This is a genomic window from Amycolatopsis orientalis DSM 40040 = KCTC 9412, assembly GCF_000478275.1.
Lineage (GTDB): Bacteria > Actinomycetota > Actinomycetes > Mycobacteriales > Pseudonocardiaceae > Amycolatopsis > Amycolatopsis orientalis.
The window spans coordinates 1-21,798 of sequence record NZ_ASJB01000071.1 but is presented as its reverse complement, the minus strand read 5'-3'; the positions used below and the strand labels follow the sequence as shown (position 1 = coordinate 21,798).

General features: G+C 69.1%; 15 protein-coding genes. 4 read left to right on the top strand and 11 right to left on the bottom strand.

Going from position 1 to position 21,798, the window contains the following annotated elements; translation table 11 throughout:
• Positions 1-5 precede the first annotated feature (5 nt).
• The 4 genes from L324_RS25905 (at position 6) to L324_RS25890 (ending at position 5,393) form a co-directional block, all read left to right on the top strand.
• Positions 6-1,322: a glutamate-1-semialdehyde 2,1-aminomutase gene (locus L324_RS25905; RefSeq protein ID WP_081736472.1), complete on the top strand. Its 1,317-nt coding sequence runs from the start codon at positions 6-8 to the stop codon at positions 1,320-1,322.
• The gene (locus L324_RS25900; RefSeq protein ID WP_235783650.1) at positions 1,319-2,818 is read left to right on the top strand and encodes a right-handed parallel beta-helix repeat-containing protein; all 1,500 of its coding nucleotides are present in this window, start codon (positions 1,319-1,321) and stop codon (positions 2,816-2,818) included. Before L324_RS25905 ends, L324_RS25900 begins: the two co-directional genes overlap by 4 nt.
• A 56-nt stretch (positions 2,819-2,874) precedes the next feature.
• Positions 2,875-4,320, top strand: a complete 1,446-nt coding sequence (locus L324_RS25895; protein WP_152547002.1) for a right-handed parallel beta-helix repeat-containing protein — start codon at positions 2,875-2,877, stop codon at positions 4,318-4,320.
• Positions 4,321-4,721: 401 nt separating this feature from the next.
• Entirely contained in the window at positions 4,722-5,393 is a 672-nt protein-coding gene (locus L324_RS25890) for a hypothetical protein (RefSeq protein ID WP_328286159.1), read from the top strand.
• Here the strand turns inward: L324_RS25890 and L324_RS25885 are convergent.
• The 11 genes from L324_RS25885 to L324_RS25835 form a co-directional block, all read right to left on the bottom strand.
• On the bottom strand, positions 5,377-6,012 hold the full coding sequence (locus L324_RS25885) for a phosphatase PAP2 family protein (RefSeq protein ID WP_037313964.1): 636 nt from the start codon (positions 6,010-6,012) through the stop codon (positions 5,377-5,379). The genes L324_RS25890 and L324_RS25885 overlap by 17 nt on opposite strands.
• A complete protein-coding gene (locus L324_RS25880; RefSeq protein ID WP_037313962.1) occupies positions 6,009-7,190 on the bottom strand; it encodes a glycosyltransferase family 4 protein in 1,182 nt (393 codons plus the stop codon). Before L324_RS25880 ends, L324_RS25885 begins: the two co-directional genes overlap by 4 nt.
• A complete protein-coding gene (locus tag L324_RS25875) occupies positions 7,187-8,404 on the bottom strand; it encodes an O-antigen ligase family protein (protein ID WP_037313959.1) in 1,218 nt (405 codons plus the stop codon). The genes L324_RS25880 and L324_RS25875 overlap by 4 nt, the downstream gene beginning before the upstream one ends.
• A 1-nt stretch (position 8,405) precedes the next feature.
• Entirely contained in the window at positions 8,406-9,935 is a 1,530-nt protein-coding gene (locus L324_RS25870; RefSeq protein WP_037313956.1) for a right-handed parallel beta-helix repeat-containing protein, read from the bottom strand.
• On the bottom strand, positions 9,932-11,878 hold the full coding sequence (locus L324_RS25865) for a heparinase II/III family protein (RefSeq protein WP_037313953.1): 1,947 nt from the start codon (positions 11,876-11,878) through the stop codon (positions 9,932-9,934). The genes L324_RS25870 and L324_RS25865 overlap by 4 nt, the downstream gene beginning before the upstream one ends.
• On the bottom strand, positions 11,878-14,049 hold the full coding sequence (locus tag L324_RS25860) for a bi-domain-containing oxidoreductase (protein WP_037313950.1): 2,172 nt from the start codon (positions 14,047-14,049) through the stop codon (positions 11,878-11,880). The genes L324_RS25865 and L324_RS25860 overlap by 1 nt, the downstream gene beginning before the upstream one ends.
• A gap of 15 nt (positions 14,050-14,064) precedes the next feature.
• Positions 14,065-15,972, bottom strand: coding sequence for an asparagine synthase (glutamine-hydrolyzing) (asnB, locus tag L324_RS25855; protein ID WP_037313947.1), 1,908 nt, complete (start codon positions 15,970-15,972; stop codon positions 14,065-14,067).
• Between the two features lie 15 nt (positions 15,973-15,987).
• Complete coding sequence (locus tag L324_RS25850) at positions 15,988-17,628, bottom strand: Wzz/FepE/Etk N-terminal domain-containing protein (RefSeq protein ID WP_037313944.1); 1,641 nt, start codon at positions 17,626-17,628, stop codon at positions 15,988-15,990.
• Positions 17,625-18,905, bottom strand: a complete 1,281-nt coding sequence (locus L324_RS25845; RefSeq protein WP_051174099.1) for a GumC domain-containing protein — start codon at positions 18,903-18,905, stop codon at positions 17,625-17,627. The genes L324_RS25850 and L324_RS25845 overlap by 4 nt, the downstream gene beginning before the upstream one ends.
• A 139-nt stretch (positions 18,906-19,044) precedes the next feature.
• Positions 19,045-20,232 (bottom strand): glycosyltransferase family 4 protein, encoded by a 1,188-nt coding sequence (locus tag L324_RS25840; protein WP_037313934.1) that lies wholly within the window; start codon positions 20,230-20,232, stop codon positions 19,045-19,047.
• Positions 20,213-21,529, bottom strand: a complete 1,317-nt coding sequence (locus L324_RS25835) for a nucleotide sugar dehydrogenase (RefSeq protein WP_037314143.1) — start codon at positions 21,527-21,529, stop codon at positions 20,213-20,215. Before L324_RS25835 ends, L324_RS25840 begins: the two co-directional genes overlap by 20 nt.
• Positions 21,530-21,798: the final 269 nt, after the last annotated feature.

The following is a 21,798-nucleotide window of genomic DNA, read 5'->3' as shown; positions in this document are numbered from 1 at the left end:
CACAGGTGCACCGGCATCTTCCCCGATCCATGCGGGCCAACGAGCGTCTCCACGCGATGATCCCCGGAGGCGCCCACACCTACGCCAAGGGCGACGACCAGTACCCCGAGAACCTGGCACCGGTCATCTCCCACGGGCGCGGCGCGCACGTCTGGGACGTGGACGGGCACGAGTACATCGAGTACGGCTCGGGACTGCGCGCGGTCAGCCTCGGGCACGTGCACCCGCGGGTGAGCGAGGCCGCCCACCGCGAGATCGACCGGGGCGCCAACTTCGCCCGTCCGTCCATTGTGGAGGAACGGGCGGCGACGAAGTTCCTGGAGACCGTCGCAGGCGCGGAGATGGTCAAGTTCGCCAAGAACGGTTCGGACGCCACCACGGCCGCGGTCAAGCTCGCCAGGGCGGCCACCGGCAGGCCGCTGGTGGCGATCTGCCGCGACCACGCGTTCTTCTCCATCGACGACTGGTTCATCGGCACCACGCCGATGGCGTCGGGGATCCCGGACGAGATCACCGGCCTGACCGTGTCGTTCCCCTACGGCGATCTCACCGCGACGGAAGCGCTGCTGCGGGAGCACGCGGGCCGGGTCGCCTGCCTGATCCTGGAGGCGTCCACGCAGCAGGAACCCCCGGCGGGGTATCTCATCGGCCTGCGGGAACTCGCCGACCGGTACGGCTGCGTGCTGATCTTCGACGAGATGATCACCGGTTTCCGCTGGTCGGAGGCCGGAGCGCAGGGGCTCTACGGTGTCACGCCGGATCTTTCGACGTTCGGCAAGGCACTCGGGAACGGGTTCGCCGTCTCGGCGCTCGCGGGCAAACGCGAGCTGATGGAACTCGGCGGGCTCCGCACCGGCGGGGACCGCGTCTTCCTGCTGTCCACCACGCACGGCGCCGAGACGCATTCACTGGCCGCCGCGATCGCGGTCATGGAGACCTACACCGAAGAAGGCATCGCCGCGCGGCTGCACGCGCTCGGCGACCGGCTCGCCGCCGGGGTCCGCGAAGTCGCGGCCTCGGCCGGGGTCGGTGAACACGTCGTCGTGCGCGGCCGGGCGAGCAACCTCGTCTTCGGCACGCTCGACGCCGAGAAGAAACCGTCGCAGGACTACCGAACGTTGTTCCTGCGGCAGCTGATCACGGGCGGGATCCTCGGACCGTCGTTCGTGGTCAGCAGCGCGCTGTCCGAAGAAGACATCGACCGGACTGTCGAAGTGGTCGCGCAGGCCTGCCTCGTGTACCGCAAAGCACTCGACGCGGATGATCCGGCGCCGTGGCTGGGTGGCCGTCCGGTGAAGCCGGTATTTCGGAGAAGGGTATGACCCCAGGGATCGCACGCCGCTCGGCCGGCACGCGCGCGCTTTGCGTCGCGTTGTCGGTGTTATTGCTCCAGGTCGCCGTTGAAAGCACAGCGGTGGCGGATCCTGAGCCGACCCGAGGGGTGTGCGGCACGACCGTCGGCGTCCCCACCGCGCCGGAAGGCGCACTGGTCGTCGAACCGGGAACGGATCTGACCGACAAGACCCGCTTCAACCCGCCGGGGACCACGTTCTGGCTCGCGCCCGGCACGCACACCTTGAGTTCCGATCAGTACGGGCAGGTGATGCCCAAGGACGGCAACGTCTATCTCGGCGCACCAGGGTCCGTGCTGGACGGGCGCGGGCTCAACCGGGCGGCCTTCACCACGTCGGCCAAGGACGTCGTGATCCGCGGGCTGACCATCCGCGGTTTCGTCGCCGAACGCGATCAGGGCGTGGTGAACCACGACTCCGGTGACCGCTGGGTCATCGAGGGCAACGTCATCGAGAACAACGACGGCGCCGCCATGATGACCGGATCCGGCCAGCGGGTGATCGGGAACTGCCTGCGCAACAACGGCCAGTACGGCATCAACGCCTACCGGTTCGCCACCGGGCTGACCGATCTGGTCATCGAAGGCAACGAGATCTCCGGCAACAACACCGGCGACTGGGAAGCGAAGATCCCGGGCTGCGGCTGCAGCGGTGGCGCGAAGTTCTGGTCGGTGAACCGCGCCGACATCGTCGGCAACTGGGTCCACCACAACCACGGTGTCGGGCTCTGGGCCGACACGAACAACAACGATTTCCTCATCGAGGACAATCTGATCGAGGACAACGCGTCCGAGGGCGTGTTCTACGAGATCTCCTACAACCTGGAACTGATCGGGAACACGTTCCGGCGCAACGCGCTGGTCCAGGGCCGCACCCGGGCCGCCAAGGGCGACAACTTCCCGGTCGCCGCCGTGTACCTCAGCGAATCGGGCGGGGAACCCCGGCTTCCGGCCCGGACCGACAAGATCGACATCCGCGGCAACCTGTTCTCCGACAACTGGTCGGGGATCACCCTGTGGGAGAACGCGGACCGCTTCTGCAACAGCCCGGCCAACACCTCGACGCTTTCCTGTACGGCGCTGGTCTCCCCGACCTCGGCCTGTTCCGATCCGGGCATCGCCACGGCGCCGCTGTACAGCGACTGCCGGTGGAAGACCCAGCGGGTTTCCGTGCACGAGAACACGTTCGAGTTCGACTCGACGATGGAGGGCTGCCTCGCCCTCTGCGGGCGGATGGCGGTGCTCTCGAACTACGGGACCTATCCGGCCTGGTCGCCGTACCGGGGTGCGGTGATCTCGGAGGCGATCACCTTCCGGCAAGAGAACCGGTGGTACGACAACCAGTACTACGGGCCGTGGACGTTCGTCGCCCACGACACGTCGCGGCGGCTGACCGCGGCGCAATGGCAGGCCGAGCCGTATCGACAGGACGTTTGCAGTGGGTTCGGGGAGGGGACGACCTGCTGAAGTTTCACCTGTAAGTGTCCCTCTGGGACTGTCCATAGTGGCTTACCGTTTGCGGTATGCCCGTGTTCCTGATTTTGTCGCTGCTCCTCGCGGCAGGAGTCGTCACGGCCTCCCCGGCCACGGCGGCTCCTGCCGCGGTCTGCGACGCGGGACCGGCGAGTCCGTCGAAACCGGACGACGCCGTGGTCATCGAACCGGGGATCGATCTTTCCGCGAAGACCCGCGAACTCCCGGCCGGCACGACGTTCTGGCTGGCCGGGGGCAAGCACACGCTGGGCCCCGACGAGTTCGGCCAGATCATCCCGAAGGACGGCAACGCCTATTTCGGCGCACCCGGCGCCGTCCTGGACGGCGGCGGCGTCAACCGCTACGCCTTCACCCAGCAGGCGCGCGACGTCGTGATCCGCGGCCTGACGATCCGCGGTTTCGCGGCACCACTGGATCAGGGCGTGGTCAACCATGACTCCGGCGAACACTGGATCATCGAGGGCAACACCATCGAGGACAACCGCGGCGCGGCGATGATGGCGGGGCCGCGCCAGGAGATCCGGCGGAACTGCCTGCGGAACAACGGCCAGTACGGCATCAACGCCTACCGCGCCGGCGACGGGATCACCGGGCTGCTCGTCGAGGGCAACGAGATCAGCGGGAACAACACCGACGACTGGGAGCAGAAGGTCCCCGGCTGCGGGTGCAGCGGCGGCGTCAAGTTCTGGGCGGTCGACGGCGCCGACGTCCGCGGCAACTGGGTCCACCACAACCACGGCGCCGGGCTCTGGGCGGACACGAACAACAACGACTTCCTCATCGAGGACAACGTGATCGAGGACAACGAGGCGGAGGCGTTGTTCTACGAGATCTCCTACAACCTCGTCGTCCGGGGGAACACGTTCCGGCGCAACACCCTTGTCCAAGGCCGCGCGTTCGCCGCGCGCGGGGACGACTTCCCGGTCGGGACGATCTACCTGTCCGAGTCCGGCGGTGAGCCGCGGGTTCGTGCGCGGACGTCGCTGATCGAGATCGTCGACAACGTCTTCGAGGACAACTGGGCCGGGATCACCCTGTGGGAGAACGCGGACCGCTTCTGCAACAGCCCGGCGAACACCTCGTCCGGCTCGTGCACCCGGCTTGTGCCTTCGGTGTCCTCCTGTTCCGCGCCGGGGATCGCGTCGCGGCCGCTGTACGACGACTGCCGGTGGAAGACGCAGCGGGTTTCGGTGCACGGCAACAGGTTCTCTCACGGCTCGGGGTGCACGGGGTTCTGCGGGCGGATGGCGCTTTTGGCGAATTTCGGGACCTATCCGGACTGGTCGCCTTACCGGGGCTCGGTGATTTCGGACGCGGTGACGTTCCGGCAGGAGAATCGGTGGTACGAGAACGCTTACTCGGGGGATTGGCGGTTCGTCGTTCATGACACTTCGCGGACGGTGGGGTTTGCGGAGTGGCGGGGGGCTCCTTACTCGCAGGACGCTTGTAGTTCTTTTGGGGACGGTGGATGTTGAGGCGAGTGGGGAAGATTCCGGCCGTCCAACGGCCGGAATCTTCCCCACTCGAGCGAGTTTCGGCGTGACAGGTCCGCTCATGCTGCTCACAGCGCGATCTTGTCGGTGGTGGGGCGCATGGTGATCAGGTGCAAAGACGAACCTGGGCGAACAGTCCCCTTTTGACGCATGGCCCACCGGTCATCCGGGCGTCAAACCTGGAAGCCGCCGGTGTGCCGGAACGGACGATCCGGCGCCGATGCGCTCCCGGTGGCCCTTGGCAGCGGCTCTTGCCCGGAATCGTGCTGCTCCACAGCGGAGAACCCACCGACGAACAACGACTCCGCGGTGCATTGCTCCATGGAGGTGAAGACACGAGCCTGACCGGTCTCTGGGCACTTCGTCGCCATGGCTTGGAGCGCTTGCCCTCACCACGCGACGTGCACATCCTGATCCCTCACGATCGCCGAGTCGTCACGGCGGGCTTCGTGCACGTCGAACGGACACGGCACCTGCCCCGCCCCCACCTCCGAGGCGGCCTTCCCGTCGCGCCCGTCCCCCGAGCCGTCATCGACGCCGCACGCAGGCTCACCGACGAAGACGAGATCCAGGCGATGATGGCCGAGGCCGTCCAACGCCGCTTCTGCACCACCGCCATGCTCACCCACGAACTCGACCAAGCGGGACGCACCGGAACCGCCCTACCGAGACGAGCCCTCGCCCCGCTTCTCGATGGCGCCAGATCCGTCGCGGAAGCCGACGCTTACCGCCTCTGGCAACGCTCCGGTCTCCCGCCCGGCCAGTGGAACGTCGCGATCTACGACGCGAACGGGAACTACATCGCCACTTCCGACTTCTGGTGCGATGCGGTCGCCTTCGCCTGGGAGATCGACTCCTACCGTCACCACACGAGCCTCGAAGACCACCGCGCCACCGTCGCCCGCAACGCCCGATACGCCGCCGCGGGGATCGTCGTGCTGCAGACCCTTCCCTCCCGGCTGCGCACCGAGCCGGACCGGGTACTCGCCGAACTCCGCGCCGCGTTCCGGGCGGCGCGGGCCCGGCAGCGCCCGGACGTCAATCCCGCCGCGTGAGCCGGTCCACCGCCCACCCCACCACCGGCACCACCGCGACAGCGACGCCGAAGCCGCCGAAGGTGTCCGTCGGATAGTGCGCGCCCAGTGCCACCTCGGCCCACCCCATCGCGAGCCCCGCGAAGGCGACCAGTCCCACCAGCACCGAAGCCGCACTGCCGGGCCCGAGATCGCGTACGTCGATCACCAGCAGCGCGACGACCGACGCCACGGTCACCGCGAAGGCCGTGTGCCCGCTCGGATACGAGAGGAACTCGCCGTGGATCAGCCTCCCGGTCAGCGGTTTCAGCCCGGTGGTCAGCGCCACCGTCACCCCGGCGGCGGCCACCAGCAGGATCGCCGTCCTCGGCCGCCTGTGCCGCAGGCATACCCAGCCGAACAGCGCGATGACCACGACCGCGCCCACCGGTTCGCCCACGAAGTCGATCGCGGTCGCCAGGTACCAGAGCGGGCCTTCGACGCGGTCGATGGCGGGCAGCAGGAGCGCGTCCAGTCCGGCGGTGTGGGAGGTACCGGCGTAGCGCACGCCGAGGACGAGTGCGACGAGGAAGCCGAAGGCACCCAAGACCCAGAGCGGGATCCGCGCCCTCGGCGGGACCGCGGGCGGACCGGTGATCATGCGTCGATCGCGGCCTGGTACCCGCCGACAAGTCGTTCGAGACCGACCTTCGGGGTGAACTCCTGTTCGTACACCAGCCGGGCCGCCCAGCCCATCTGCTGGTTCCGTTCGGCGTCGCCGACGATCTCCCGCAGCCGCGCCGCGAGTGATTCGGGGTTCCCGGGTTCGTGCAGCAGGCCGGTGACGCCGTCTTCCACCAGTTCGCGGAAGGCGCCGTGGGCCGCGGCGACCGTCGGGACACCGGCGGCCATCGCCTCGACCACGACCAGCCCGAACGTCTCCAGCCATTCCGACGGGGCGACGACGGCGTTCGAGCGGGCGATCAGGTCGCGACACTCCTCTTTGGACTGGAGGCCGACGTAGCGGACGTCGTCGCGGCCGTGCGCCCAGCGGGCGACCTCGTCCTGCATCGGGCCGGTGCCCGCGATCACCAGCGGCGGCAGCGGCCCGCCCGCCGCGGCGAGCTGGTCCCAGGCGGTCATCAGGAGGCCGACGCCCTTTTCCGCGGTGATCCGGCCGAGGAACAGCACATGCTCCCCCGCACCCCGGCGGGTCTTGCCCGGGTCATCGACGTAGTTGTACTTCACCGCGAGCCGCTCGGCGGGCATCCCGGCGGTGATCAGCACCTCGCGTTGCGCCCGCGAAATGCAGAAGAACCGCGAAACCCCGGACCACCAGCGCCCGCGGTTCAGCATCAGGCTCGCCGCCATCGGCACGGTGGCGAGCGCCGAACCGCGGTAGCACCCGTGCCGCACCGCCGGGATCGGCTTGCGTCCCACGCAGTCCGTGCAGACCTGGCCGTCGCGGTACAGCGTGCCGGGCGGGCAGATCAGGGTGTAGTTGTGCACGGTCGCGACCGTTGGGACACCCGCGTCGGCACAGGCGGCCAGCACCGACGGCGACAGCAGCGGGAAGGTGTTGTGGATGTGGACGACGTCGGGCCGGTCGTCGGCGAGACGGCGGGCGAGTTCCGCGCGTACGGCGCGGTTCCACGGCACCTGGAGCGGGACGACGGCCTTGCGCGGCAACGACATCTCCGAGATGTCGTCGCTGCGCCGTTCGAACAGGCCGACGTCGTGCCCGGCCCCGGCCAGCAGCGCGACCTCCTGGTCGACGACGTTGTTCTCGCCGCTCGGCTGCTCGGATCTGTACCGGTTGTGGATCACGAGGACCTTCACGCCGTCTCCTTGAGGAATTCGGGTTCTTCGGCGGGTACACGCACCAGCAGCGACGCGGCCAGGGCCAGGTGCAGCAGGTACGGCGACGCGTCGCCGAGGCCCGCCTCGGTGTAGGAGGCGGAAAGACAGTAGGTGATCAGGAAGATCGCGCACGCCCTGGCCGGTGACGGCGGCCGCAGCACCGCGACCACGATCAGCACGAGCAGGAACGCCGCCACGATCGCGATCCCGACGAAGCCCTGCTCGTGGTAGACCGCGAGCCAGCTGCTGTCGATCGGGAGCCCGTCGTAGGACTTGTCGGTCAGGCCGACACCGAAGAGGTACTCCAGCGTCGTGCGCGGCGCGTCGAGGAGCGCGTCCCACACCTTCGCCCGGCCCGTGAGGCTGGAGAAGTTCTCCTCGGACTGCCCCCGCAGGAACCACGCCTGCAGCAGTCCGCCCAGCACCACCACGAGGAACACGCCGCCGAAGACCAGCCCGGTGAACACCTTGCGGGCACGGGCGCTGGACATCCACTGCGACATCAGCGCCACCACGGTCCCGGCCACCAGGCCGAGCGTCGCGGTGCGGGTGTGGGTCAGCAGCAGGATCCCGAACGCCGGGACGATGACGATCAGCGCGTTCCGCCGGTCCAGCCGTCCCCCGAGCCACAACAGGATCGTGAGCCCGATGACGATGGCCGAGTACTGGCCGACCTGCGGCGGGGTCAGCGGCCACAGCGCCCCGGTGAGCCGTCCGCCGTACTCGAACGGCATCGCTTTCGCCGGGCTCATCGCGAGCCCGATCACCACCGTCACCAGCACCACGGCGTACGCGCGGATGTACGTGCGGACGAGGTCGAGGCTGCCCCACCAGCGGGTGAGCAACCACAGGGTGCTGAGGAACAGGGTGAACCGGAAGCAGCGGAACAGCGAGCCGAAGCCGCCTTCGAGGTCCAAACTCGCGAAAGTGCTCAAGACCAGCAACAGGGTGAGCAGGGAGAGGTACGCGCTGGGCCTGATGCGCAGCTTGTGGTTCAGGGCGAGCGCGATGAGGAACGCGGCGCCGAGCGAGCCCATGGTGATCAGCTGGCTGACCGACCTCGGCAGCGGGATGACCGTCTTCGCGCCGGTCGAGCCCAGGGTGTTGATGATCAGCAGCGTCCAGGCGAGGCCGGCGGCCTTGGGCAGGCCGGGCCGGGTGACGGTCGCCGGGCGGACCGCGGGATCGAGCACGTCAGCCACCTCCCGCTCGGGCGAACTTGCTGCCTTCGTCCTGTTTGTACGGCGCGCCCTGCCACTCGCCGAAGCCCAGTACGCGGCTCGGCTCGAAGGCCACGAAGGTCCACGGGCCGGAGTAGGTGTTGTCGGAGAACCGGTTGCCCTGCGCGAAGGTGATGGCGTGCTGGACGGCCTCGCCCTTGTACGGCGACCACTCCGGGAACGTGCCGAAGTTCGCGAGCATCGCCATCCGCGCGCAGCTCTCCTCGCAGCCGGTGGCGGCCGGATCGAGCACGAACCGGTTGTGGTGGATCTCGACGCGCTGGGTCTTCCACCGGCAGTCGGCGTTCAGCGCGCCCGCCGCGATCCCGGGTTGCGCGCATTTCGCCTGCTCGGGCACCAGCCGCGTGCAGGATCCGGACGAGGTGTTGGCCGGGCTGTTGCAGAACCGGTCGGAGTTCTCCCAGAGGGTGACCCCGTTCCAGTTGTTCTCGAACGAGTTCCCGGAGATCTCCAGCTTGTCCGTCCGCGCCTTCACCCTCGGCTCGCCACCGGATTCGGACACGTAGATCGCCGCCACCGGGAAGCTGTCTCCGCGATCGATGTAGCCCTTGCCGTCCACCCAGTTGTTCCGGCGGATCGTGTTGCCCCGGATGACGGCGTTGTAGCTGGTCTCGTACATCAGGGCGGAGCCGTCGTTGTTCTCGATGACGTTGCCCTCGATGAGGAAGTCGTTGTTGTTCGTGTCGGCCCACAGTCCGACACCGCGGTTGTCGTGCACCCAGTTGCCGCGGATGTCGGCGCCGTCGACCGACCAGAACTTGACGCCGCCGGTACAGCCGCAGCCGTCGATCTTGCGTTCCCAGTCGCCGGTGTTGTTGCCGGAGATCTCGTTGCCTTCGACGACGAGACCGGTGATCCGGTTGCCCTGGGCGTAGGCGTTCATCCCGTACTGCCCGTTGCGCCGCAGGCAGTTCCCCCGGACCTGCTGGCGCGCGCCCGCCATCAGCGCGGCGCCGTCGTTGTCCTGGACGGCGTTGTGCTCGATGATCCAGCCGTCGGCCGAATCGTGGTTGACCACGCCCTCGTCGTGCGGTGCGGCGAAGCCCTGCACGGTCAGGTACTGGATCTTGACGTCGGCGGCGTTGCCCGCGAAGGCGTACTGGTTGATCTTCCGGCCGTCCAGGACGGCTTTCGGAGCGCCCACGTAGCTGTTGCCCGGCTTCGGGTTGACCTGGTCGTAGCGGTCGTCGCCGAGTTTGTGCGTACCCGGGGCCAGCCAGAACGTCGTCCCCGGCGGGCTCGACCGCGTCTTCGCGGCGAGATCACCCGGCACCGCCGGGTCGATCTTCACCGCCCCCGACGGCACCTCCGCCGGGCCTTCCGGCAGTTTGTCGCACACCTGGGCGAGCGAACCGGACGGCACCTTGGCCGGATCCGGTCCCGGTCCGGCCTCGTCGGCCGGGGTGGTGCAGGCGGTGAGCGTCATCGAACCGAGCAGCACCAGCAGCGCTGCCCGGCGGAGGCGGGGCGGTCGTGCGATCACAATGGGGGATCCTCGTTACCTGATTCGAAGGTGAGCGTGGTGGTGAACGTGGCCCCGTCGGCCGCGGTGCCGGCGCCGAGCACCGTCCACGCGGGCTCGCGCCTGCCGAACCCGGCCGAGTACCAGCCCAGTGGCGGGGTGGTCTCGCCGCGGTGCGCCGACCATCGCAGCTCGGGCGGCAGTTCGAGCGAAGCCTTCCGCTCCTGGCCGTCGACCGTCCAGGACAGCGTCGCCGTCCCGCCGGAAAGCGCCACCTCGACGGCCGGGCCGAAGTGGAACGCGAGGCGGCACGGCTGGGACTCGCCGCCGCGGACCTCGTCGAGGATCCGCAGGCCGGAGCCCTCCAGTTCCACCGAGCGCCGGTGGACCGCGGGGGCGTAGCCGTCGTGCTCGGCGCTCCAGCGTGACGGCGTCCCGGCCGAGATCACCGTGGTGACGGCGTGTCTCGTCCACAGGAACGGGCCGCCGGAGACGGACTGGTCGCGACCGCCCAGTTCGAGCGTGTTGTGCCCGGCCGTGGAGCGGAAGTACGACCGCCACTTCGGTTCACCGTGGTAGCAGTAGGTTCCGGGGTCGGCGAGGATGTCCACGCCGTCGTGCCGGACCTCGACCGAGAGCGCGTCCGCGTGCGCGTGCGCGGCGATGGACAGGAAGCCGTGCGGCCCGCCGTCGCACCGGCACCAGATCCCGCCCTCGCGCAGGATGGTCATCCCGGCGTCGGCGAAGTCGTCCCGCCGCCGCACCGGACGCCGCGCGCCGACCTGGATGTCCTTGGCCAGTGCGGAGAAGAGCTGGGTGCGGACATCGCCACCCGGCGTCTCGGGCCACCAGTCCAACCGTCCGAAAAGGACTGATCCGGTGTCGAGCAAGGACGCCCAGCGACTGGTTTCGTCCCCATCGACGATGAGCCCGAAGCCGTCGTCCGCGTCACCCTGACGCGGCGGCCGCAGCCTGTCGTCCACCAGGGACGCCAGCGCGTCGGTCATCCGGAGCAGGACGAGCCAGGTCGATTCGGGCACCGCGACACCGGCGGCCTTCGCCTCCAGCGCCCCGGCGAGCCCCAGCTCCAGGACGAGCCCGTGGTACTCGGTGGCGAGTTCCCGGTTGATGCCGGAGTCGAAGGTGTTGTGGCCCAGCATCTTGTCCAGCGACGCCAGCGCCGCGTCCCGCCACCGCGGCGATTCCGGGAACCAGCCGAACGCGCAGGCGGCGGCGAGCTGCCCGGCGTCCTCGGCGATCACGTGGTTGTTCGCCGACGAACCCCGGCTGGGGAACGCCGCGAGCCAGCGCTGGTGATGCCAGATCTGGTTGAGCGCCACCGGGTTGTCCTCGAACAACGCCGCCGCGGACGGCCAGCCGTCGAGCAGCCGCCGGACCCACACCCACGACAGCAGCCGGATGCCGAGTTCGATCCCGCTGACCCAGTGCACCCCGCGCATCGGCGGATTGGCCGCCCACCAGGACTTCAGGTGCGCGGCCACGCGTTCGGCGTAGCGCTCCTCGCCGGTCAGGGCGTACGCGGCGGCCAGCACGGTGAGGTGCTGATGCCGGGACGGCTCCCAGATCTGCTTGATGTCACCGACCGCTTCCTCGCTCCGGTACGGGATGTCGAAGGAGTACACATCGGACGGTGCGCGCCTGCCGGTCTTCGGATCGAAGGACCAGTCCGGGTCGACGAGGTCGTCCCGTTCGACACCGAAGTACTCGGCGCGGCCCTCCATCAGGCGATCCGCCGTGACGAGCAGATCCTTCACCGCCTCACCGGAGACGGCGGCGAGGACCTCGTCACCGGGCACCGGCGCGAACCGCCGGTCCGGCAGCCAGGCCGCCTTCTCCCCCGCGACCGCGCGCCACTGGCGTTTGCGCACGACGTCGGTGACCCGGCCCGCGATCTCGGCGGGCCCCATCCGCGACAGTCTTCGCAGGTACCAGGAGGGATCCATCAGTCGCGCCCGATCTGGACGGGTGCGCCGGTTTCCAGGCTGCGGTTCACCGCGAGCGTGGCCAACGTCGTCGAGACCAGCGAATCGACGGACACCGGCATCGCGACCCCGGTCGTCAGCGCGTTCACGAATGCTTCGAGTTCGGCGGCCTGGCCCTTGTCGCGGCCCTTGGGGATCCGGGAACTCGCCCACTTCTTGCGGCCGAACACCGACGCGCGCGCGAAGTCGTCGAACTTCAGCACCTTGCCGTCGGCGGTGACGTCGATGGTCTCCTTCGGGAACGCCGACGAACCGCTGGTGGTGTAGGCGATCGACGCCGTCGAGCCGTCCGGATAGCGCAGCAGGATCTGCAGGTCCTGGTGCCCCGGCGTCGCGGTGGCGTACACCGAGACCGGGTCGGAGCCGAGCAGCCAGCTGACCGTGTCGATGAAGTGGCCGCCCTCGCCGGCGAACCGCGAACCCTCGCTGTCGGCCTGGTTGTACCAGCTGCCGGCGTCGAGCTGACCGGCGTTGACCAGGTACCGCACGGAAGCCGGGCCGATCCGCGGTCCGAAGTGGAGCATCGACTCGTTCAGCAGCGGCGCGAACCGGCGGTTGAAGCCGACCTGCAGCCGGTCGTTGCCGGATTCCTCGATCGCGCCGAGCACGATCTCGAGTTCCTTCTCGGTCAGGGCCAGCGGCTTCTCGACGAAGACGGCCTTGCCCGCGAGCAGCGCGCGCCTGGTCAGCTCGGCGTGCGAGCTGTGCCTGGTCACGATGAACACCGCGTCGATGGCGGTGTCTTCGAGCATCGTGTCGAGATCGGTGGTGGCGCGGGCGAACCCGAACTTGCGCTTGGCGTTCGCGCCCGAGAGCGCCGAGGTGGTGACGACCTCGGTGAGATCGACGTACTCCATCTCCGCCAGATGCGGCAGGAGCATCGACGACGCGTAGTTGCCCGCGCCGACGAACGCGATCCGCACGCCGCCGGACTTCGGGGCCGCGCGGACCGCCGAGGGCTTCGGCACGGAAACCGAGGCGACGGCCTGCTCGGCGGCGGCCGCCGCGCGCTTCTCGTACTCGAACAGCACCGCGACGGCCTTGAGTTCGCCCTCGTTCAGCTTCCGGTACGTCTCGACGGCGTCGGAGAAGTCCGAGACGTGCGAGATCAGCGGTTCGACGTCGAGGCGGCCGCTGCCCATCAGGTCGACGACGCATTCGAGGTTGCGGCGCTCGGTCCAGCGGACCTGGCCGATCGGATAGTCGCGGCCCTCGAGTTCGTACTCGGGGTCGTAGCGGCCGGGGCCGTACGAACGCGAGAACCGGACGTCGAGTTCCTTTTCGTAGTAGGCGTTCCACGGCAGGTTCAGCGAGCATTTGCCGATGTCGATCACCCGGCCGCGGTCGCGGGCCAGCTTCGCGGCCAGCTCCACCGGCTCGTTCGTGCTGCCGCCCGCGGCGAGGTACACCTGATCGACGCCGTGCCCGGAGCTGATCTCCGCGACGGCGGTGTCGATGACGCCGGATCCGGGATCACCGCATTTCAGCGCCCCGAGCTGTTCGGCCAGCGCGCAGCGCGCCGGGTCCGGGTCGACGCCGACCACGCGGACACCGGAGGCCACCAGCAGCTGGACGACCAGCTGCCCGATCAGGCCGAGCCCGATGACCAGCGCGATGTCACCGATCTGCGGTTCGCCCTGGCGGACACCCTGCATGGCGATCGAACCGACCGTGCCGAACGCGGCGTGCCGGGGATCGACGCCGTCCGGCACCTTCGAGTAGAGGTTCTTGGGCACCCAGTTGAGTTCCGCGTGCAGCGCGTGCTCGTTTCCGGCGCACGCCACGTAGTCGCCGACGGCGACGTCGTCGATGCCCGCGCCGACCTCCTCGACCACACCGCACAGCGAGTACCCCAGCGGCGTGTAGGAGTCGAGCTTGTTCATCGCCTTGCGGTAGGTGGCCGTGAGCCCGTTGGTCGCGACGCTCTGCATCACCTTCGCGACCTGATCCGGCCGCGCCTTCGCCTTGCCCACCAGCGAAAGGCTCGCCTCGGACACCTTCATCATCTCGGTGCCGGTGGAGATCAGCGAATAGGCGGTGCGGACCAGCACACCACCCGGTTTGCACGCGGGGACTCCGACGTCGAGGAGCGCCAGCTCCCCGCTCTTGTAGTTCTGCACTACCTGCTTCACGTCGCTCCTAAGCGATCAAGTGGATCGGGCCGAAACGGCGCCGCGGTACCAGTACTCGAGGGTCAAGATGTGCCAGAGATGCTTGGACCGGTCCTGCTGCCCGGACGCGTCTTCGTCGACGAGTCGTTGCAGGGCCTCACGGCGGAGGAAACCGGCCTTCACCAATTCGCCTTCGTTCGTCACCTCGCGCACCAGGGGCGCGAGGTCGCGGCTCATCCAGGCCCGCAGCGGCGCGCTGAACAGGCCCTTCGGCCGGTGCACGATCTCGGCGGGAAGGATCGACAGCGCCGCTTCCTTCAGCGCCATCTTCCCTTGGCGCTTCACGATCTTCTTGTCGCCGGGGATCCGGAACGCGGCCTTGACGACCTCGATGTCGACGAACGGCGTCCGCACCTCGGTGGAGGCGGCCATACTGGACCGGTCGGTGTAGGCGAGGTTCAGCCCCGGCAGGAAGAGCCGGGAATCGGCCAGGCACATGCGGTTCACGAAGTCGGTCAACGTGTTGTCGTGATAGGTGTCCGCGTGTTCGGTGATCACGTCGTCGACGGCGCCCGCGAGGTCCGGGTTCAGCAGACCGACGAGTTCGGCTTGGTCGTACATCGTGTAACTGCGCCGGAAGGCGGTCTCCTCCGGCAGTTCCGCGAATGAGAGGAACCGCTTGGCGAACCGGACCGAGCGGAACCCGCGTTTCGACGTCGCCACCGGCAGTCTGTCCACAAGGGACTCCACCGGCCGCCGCACGAGACCCGGCACCCGCTGGTACTGCACGGCGATCTTGTTCGCGAGGTGCTTCCGGTATCCGGCGAACAGCTCGTCCGCGCCCATCCCGGACAGCATCACCTTGACCCCGGCCTCGCGGGCGGCGGTGCAGATCAGGTAGCTGTTGATCGCCGCCGGGTCGCCGATCGGCTCGTCGAGGTGGTAGGTCATCCGCGGGAGCAGGTCGAGCACCTGCGGCGCGATCTCGATCTCGTGCAGGTCGACACCGAACTTCGCGGCGACCTTCTTCGCGTACATCAGGTCGTCCGGCATCGCCTCGAACTTCGCGTCCTCGGCCCGGAAACCGATGGTGTAAGCGGAGATCCCCGGCTGCTCGCGGGCGGCGAGCGCGGTCAGGTAGCTGGAGTCGAGCCCGCCGGAAAGGAACGTGGCGACCGGAACGTCGGCGATCAGGTGCTTGCGCGTCGAGTCCTCGATGACGGCGTTGAGGTCGAACTCGCCTTCATACGCCGCTCCCTCTTCGGCGACCTGACGCAGCGACCAGAAGGTGCCGCGCTCGACGTCGCCGTTCGGCCGGAACCGCGCCCAGCTGCCCGGCGGGAGCTTCTCGGCCTCCTTGAAGGCGCAACGGCCGTCCGGAACCCAGTAGTAGAGCAGGGAGGCGACGAGCGCGGTGTCGTCGACGGTCAGCGAACCGCCGAGTTCGGCGGCCAGCGCCTTCAGCTCGGAGGCGAACGCCACCCCCTTGCCCCGGCGCACCAGGAACAGCGGTTTGATGCCCAGCTGGTCGCGGACGAGCACCAGTTCGCCGGAACGCTCGTCGAAGACCCCGAACGCGAACATGCCGCGCAGCCGGGAAATGCCTTCGGTGCCCCACTCGCGCCAGGCCTCCAGGAGGACTTCGGTGTCGGACGTCCCCCGGAACCGCACGCCCGTCGCTTCGAGTTCCTTCCGCAGCTCCGGCGCGTTGTACAGCTCGCCGTTGTAGGTCAGCGCGAGACCGTCCTTGACCATCGGCTGTGCGCCGGTCTCGGTCAGGTCGACGATCGACAGCCTTCGGTGTCCTAAGTGGACCTCGCCGTCACCGGCCCGGTGGTCGTACCGGCCGGAACCGTCGGGTCCGCGGTGGGCGAGGGTCTTGGTGAGCCGATCCCGGAGCGGTCCCCCGTCCGGCCAGAGGTAGGCCCCTGCGATACCGCACATCTGCGCTCGCTCCCCTTACAAAGCTTCGGCGTTATCGGGTGAAACCGGTGCGAATCGTTTGGTCGGCTGATCGGCGTTGTCGAGTTCGCCCGCCCGTTTGTACGGAGTCGGATGCCGCCGTCCGATCTTCTTCTCCCGCGGGAACATCTCGACCGGCTTCGGCGTGGGCCGCTCGGCCTGCTCGACCGGCGCCCGCCGGACCGGCGCGGCCTTGCGCTCGGGCACCTCCTCGCGCCGCTCCGGCACGACGCCCGCCCGCCCGCGCAGCGCGGTGTGCAGGCCGTCCCACAGGGTCCCGTCGGTGTGGTCGCGGGGATCGGGATCCACCACGACGACGCCGATGATCGGGATCCGCCGGTCCGCCAGCTGCCGCGCGACGGTGTGCAGCCATTCGGTGTTCGCGTGGCCGGTGCGGACGACGAGGATCGTCTCCTTGCCGAGGAATTCGAGGTCGGTCCAGGCGGTACCGGGCTCGACCGAGCCGACGCCGATGCGGCGCTCGCCGGCGGCCACCGGCGCGTCACCGCGGTCCAGCACCTGGACCGGGCCTTCACCGGCCAGCTCGCGGAGGTTCGCCTTCGGCAGGTCGTCGACGAGCGAGACCGGCCCCGTCTCCGCCAGCTCACGCGCCATGTCGACGGCGAGCGCGGCGGTGACCTGGCGGGCGCCGAGGTCGAGCAGCGACACCGGGCCGTTGCCCTGCCGGACGGCCCGGACCAGGGTCGCCGCGACCCGCTGCCGCCGGGCGCCCGCCCGTGAACTCCGCAGGAACCGCAGCGGTTTCGGCAGCTGCGCGATCACCGAGGCGCCGAGGTGCCGCGAGATCTCGCGGCGCAGCACCGGCCGGTCCTTCACCACGCTGGTGACGGCGGCGAGCCCCAGCCCGGCGAGCAGGCCGAGCGCGAGCCCGATCCCCATGTCGGTCGCGAGGGTCTTGAGCAGCGACCGCGGCAGGATCCGCGGCGCGTCCACGATCTGCGTCCCGGCGGCGACCTTCGGCGTACCGATGCCCGCCTCCTGCGCGCGGCCGTCGTAGTCGGAGATCTTCGAGGTCAGCTCCGCCCGGCGCGCGTACAGCCGCTCCAGCTGGGCCGGGTTGGCGTTGCGGTTCTTGGCCTCTTCGGTGACGATCGCCGCTTCGATCGGGGTGAGCTCGTTCTGGGCCTGGTTGCGCTGGTCGAGCAGGGCCTTCTGCTGCGCCGCCGCGGCCGCCTGGTTACGGGCGATGTACTCGGTGATGAAGGCGTCGGAAAGCGCCTGCGCGCGGGCCAGCGCCTCGTCCTTGCTCTTGGCCTTGACCGTCAGCTGCAGGACGTTGTTCGTCAGGCCCAGTCCCTCGTAGTCCTTGAGGAACTCCTCCGGCGCCTGCGTGCTGTTCAGCTTCTTGAGCGCCTCGGTGGCGATCTTCGTCGTCTGGAGCACGGCGACGTCGGTCCGCATGAGCGTCCCGCTGTCGGTCGGCGAGTCGTCGGGGTGGACGACCAGGATCTGCGCCACCGCGGTGGGCGGCGACGGCAGGAACGCCGCGACCAGGCCGCCGAGGATCAGCCCCAGCAGGGCGGTGGCCAGCCACAGGCGGCGGCGTCTCCGGACCGAGACGACCAGCCGCTGCAGGTCGATGAGCGGCTCGGACTTCGCTTTTTCGGCGCTCGTCACGGTGTCCCTGCCAGTGCTTCGTGGTCGGTGGGGGTGGAGGCGGCGGAGCGGCCGCGGGTGGGCCGGACCGGGCGGGTCAGCACGGTGCCCGCCACGGAGAGACCGGCGTCGGCGCAGGCTTCCGCGATCCCGACCAGCTCCCAGGCGGACCGGGAGCCGAGGCTCGACACGACGAGGACCCCTTCGGCTTCGGTGTCCTGGATGACCGGCCGCACCGGGGAAACCGTCACGACGTCGCACCACCGGTCGGCGAAGCCGGCGATCCGCTCGGCGGCCCGCTGCCCGGCGTGGTCGTCGGCGGCGGCCAGCACGAGCAGCCGCCGGTGCGGGAGGCGCGACACCAGGCGCCGGTACTGGACGACGGTGTCGATCTCGTCGGCGAAGACGTCGACCCGCGGGATGTTCCACGGCCTGTCGTCACGGAGGATCTTCGCCCGCAGCGAGGTCCCGGCCGGCCGCTCGTCCACGACGTCGAAAGTGGCCAGCACCGGGCCGCCGAGCGCCGCGGCGATCTCCTCCTCGTCCCGCAGGCGCCGGTCGACGCGGGCGGTGAAGAGGTGGCCGAACAGGCCGATCAGGAAGAACAGCGCGGCACCGCCGAGGGCGAGCTGCGGCAGCGTGGGCGCCGCCGCCGAGGACGGCAGCTCGGCCGAACCCAGGACGACCATGTTGCCGAGGCCGCTGGCGGTGTCGGCCGCGTTCAGCGTGGACATCGCCGACTCGATCGACGAGCGCAGGCCCTGCAGTTCGGTGCGGAGCTGGACGCTCTCCACGGTCGTCTTGCCGTCGTTGACCTTCGTCGAAAGCTCACTGATCCGCTGGTTGGTCTGCGCGACCTGCTGGCGCAACGTCTCGCGGCGCTCCTGCGCCAGCTGGACGGCGGCGTCGGCGGAACCGGCGATGATCTGGGTGGAGTACTTCACGAACTCCTGCGCGACCTGATCCGCGAGCCGCTGCGTCTGTTCGGCGGTGTCGCCGGTGGTCTCGATGGTGATCACATTGCCCTGTGCGACCGACGTGGCCACCTTGTCCCGCAGGTCGGCGCCGGTCTGGCCGTCACCGAGCACGGCGGCGGCCCGGTCGAGGACGACCGAACTGGTCGCCACCTCGGCCTGGGTGAGCAGTTCGTCCGCCTCGCGCGGCCCCTGGAGCAGCACGCTGGACGTGGTCCGGTAGCCGGGGGAAAGGATCACCGACGATCCCGCGCCGACCAGGGCACCGAGGACGGCGACGACCACCAGGGTCCGCCATCGTCCGCGCAGAACCTGCCCGATCATGGACAGGCGCACCGTATCGTCAGTCAAAGCCGGGATCTCCCATCGGTGCGTGTGCGTGCGGCATCAATCCCGTCGGCTTGATCGCGGCGTTGGTTACAGGATTGCCCGAGTCTTGTTCAAAACGCGACCGGGATGTCGATCAACGGACCGCGGCCGCATAGGCCGCGAGCAGGGCTTTCTGGGAGTTTTCCCACGAGAGCGGACCGGCGACGCGCGCCCTCCCCAGCTCACCCATCGCGGCCCGCTGATCCGGCGAGTCGAGCAGATGCGCGATCAGCTTCGCGAACTCCGGTTCGTCGTTCGCCGGCGCGTACAGCGCGGCCTCCCCGGCCGAAACCCGGGCCTCCCGCAGTTCGAAGGAGACGATCGGGCGGCTCATCGCCATGTACTCCATGATCTTGTTCATGGTCGACACGTCGTTGAGCGGGTTCAGGGGGTCCGGCGAAAGGCAGACGTCGGCCGTGGACAGGTAGCGCAGCAGGTCCTCGTCGGAGATGCGGCCGGTGAACTCGACCTGGTCGTCGAGCTTGAGTTCCTTGGAGAGCGCGACCATGGCGTCGAAGGCGTCACCGGAGCCGATGAACACGGCGTGCCAGTCGGTGCGCCCGACGGTGTCACGCAGCGAAGCGAGCGCGCGCAGGGCGTAGTCGACGCCGTCCTGCGGGCCCATCACGCCGAGGTACGCCAGCAGATGCGGCTTGCCCTTCTTCAGCTCGACTTCGGCCGGGACCTGGTGGAACCGCTCGACCACCGGCGCGCTGCGCACGACGAAGACGTCGTCCGGCGACTTGCCGCCGCGCTTCACGGCGACGTCCTTGTAGCTCTCGTTGGTCGCGATGACGACGTCGGCGGTCTTGTAGGTGCGGCGCTCCAGCGCGCAGACCGCCCGGTACAGGAAGTCCTCGCCGCGGTCGAACCGCGAGAGGTACAGCTCGGGGCAGAGGTCGTGCTGGTCGAAGATGAACTTCGCGCCCTGGCGCTTGAGGTAGAGCGCGACCAGGAACAGCAGGTCCGGCGGGTTGCAGGCGTGCACCACGTCGACCCGGCCGACCTTGCGGGCCAGCCGGAGCGTGTGCCACAGCGCCGAGCCGTACTCCTGGACGTACCCGGCCGGACCGCCGGTGGCGGCCTTCAGCGGGTACCGCAGGATGTGGACGCCGTCGATGGTGACTTCGGCCTCGGTGTCCCGTTTCGTCCCTTGTGGACAGATGACGTGGACTTCCCAGCCGGCGTCACGGAGGGTCTGACACTCCTGCCAGACGCGGCGATCGAAGGGGACGGAAAGGTTCTCGACGAGGATGAGAGCTTTACCAGGCAAGACCGACATATCCCTCTTCAGTCCGGCGCCGGTCGGCGTCGGGTACGCGGACGAGATCGATGATGGTGTGGCCGCCGCCCGCCGGGAGCGCCGCGAGGACGTCCGGGTCGGTGCAGCCGATGAGGCAGACCTCGGCGTGGTCGACGACCTCGCCGATGGAACCGGCCAGCAGCTGGCCGAGATGCGGCAGCCTGCCCTCGATGTACTCACGGTTCGCGCCCATCAGCCGGGAAAGGCTGACGTTGGCGTCGTAGATACGGAGGTCGTAGCCCTTGCCGAGGAGACGCTCCGCGAGTTCGACGAGCGGGCTCTCGCGGAGGTCGTCGGTGCCGGGTTTGAAGGACAGGCCGAACAGCCCGACCTTGCGTTTGCCGGTGCGCGCGACCAGGTCGAAGGCACGCTGCAGGTGTTCGTCGTTGGAAGGAAGGACGTGCGACAGGATCGGGACGGCGACGTCCGCGCGGTGCGCGGCGTAGACCAGGCCACGCAGGTCCTTGGGGAGGCACGAGCCGCCGAAGGCGAACCCGGGGCGGAGGTAGGCGGGGCTGATGTTGAGCTTGCGGTCGGCGAGGAAGACGTCCATCACCTGGTGCGAGTCGAGCCCCAGCGCGCGGCAGATCGCGCCGAGTTCGTTCGCGAAGCCGATCTTGAGCCCGTGGAAGGAGTTGTCGGCGTACTTGGTCATCTCGGCGACCGGGATCGCGACGCGGAAGACCTCGCCGGGAAGCCCTTCGTAGAGCGCCGCGACGACGTCGCCGCTGGCCGCGTCGAGCTCGCCGATGACGGTCTTGGGCGGGTCGTAGAAGTCCTTGACGCTGCTGCCCTCGCGCAGGAACTCCGGGTTGACCGCGACCCCGAAGTCGACGCCGGCGGTGCGGCCGGACGCCTTCTCGAGGATCGGGACGAGCAGGTCGAGGCAGGTGCCCGGCAGCATGGTGCTGCGGAAGACGACGGTGTGCCTGGTCGCCTTCTCCTTGAGCGCCTCACCGATCTCCTCGGCGACCCGCTCCAGGAACGCCGTCGACAGGCTGCCGTTGGGAGCCGAGGGGGTACCGACGCAGATGAGGGAGACGTCGCTGTCCGCGATCGCCTGTCCGACGTCGGTGGTGGCTCTCAGCGCACCACTGGCGACGACCTCCGCGGTCAGTTCCCCGATCCGTTCCTCCACCACCGGCGCCTTGCCGCTGGAGATGAGGTCGATCTTCACCGGGTTCACGTCGACCCCGACGACCTCGTGCCCGCGCCCGGCCAGGCACGCCGCCGACACACAACCGACGTAACCGAGCCCGAAGACACTGATCTTCATGACGAATTCCTCCAGCCGCATTCCGCTGCCCGTTGGTCGGCGGAAGGACCGGCTTCGTTACCGGTGTCCACGCTTCGCCTGCTTTTGGCGGAATGCCTGTGCGGCAAGGGAATTACTCATCGTTCGAGAGCCGCGAAACGCTACAGGCCGCGCGTAAGGGTTTCGTCTCGATTGGGGCGCGGCGGGAGGGGCGGCGGCGGGACCGAGTGGGTCGCGTGGGTCGTGAGTGGTAAGTGTCGTTAGAACGACACTTACCACTCACGACCCAC

Bases quoted from the DNA above. Each gene is read 5' to 3' on its own strand.
- L324_RS25900 (WP_235783650.1), top strand. From the start codon at position 1,319: ATGACCCCAGGGATCGCACGCCGCTCGGCCGGCACGCGCGCGCTTTGC.
- L324_RS25895 (WP_152547002.1), top strand. From the start codon at position 2,875: ATGCCCGTGTTCCTGATTTTGTCGCTGCTCCTCGCGGCAGGAGTCGTC.
- L324_RS25885 (WP_037313964.1), bottom strand. From the start codon at position 6,012: ATGATCACCGGTCCGCCCGCGGTCCCGCCGAGGGCGCGGATCCCGCTC.
- L324_RS25865 (WP_037313953.1), bottom strand. From the start codon at position 11,878: ATGGATCCCTCCTGGTACCTGCGAAGACTGTCGCGGATGGGGCCCGCC.
- asnB (WP_037313947.1), bottom strand. From the start codon at position 15,972: ATGTGCGGTATCGCAGGGGCCTACCTCTGGCCGGACGGGGGACCGCTC.
- L324_RS25845 (WP_051174099.1), bottom strand. From the start codon at position 18,905: ATGATCGGGCAGGTTCTGCGCGGACGATGGCGGACCCTGGTGGTCGTC.
- L324_RS25840 (WP_037313934.1), bottom strand. From the start codon at position 20,232: ATGTCGGTCTTGCCTGGTAAAGCTCTCATCCTCGTCGAGAACCTTTCC.
- L324_RS25835 (WP_037314143.1), bottom strand. From the start codon at position 21,529: ATGAAGATCAGTGTCTTCGGGCTCGGTTACGTCGGTTGTGTGTCGGCG.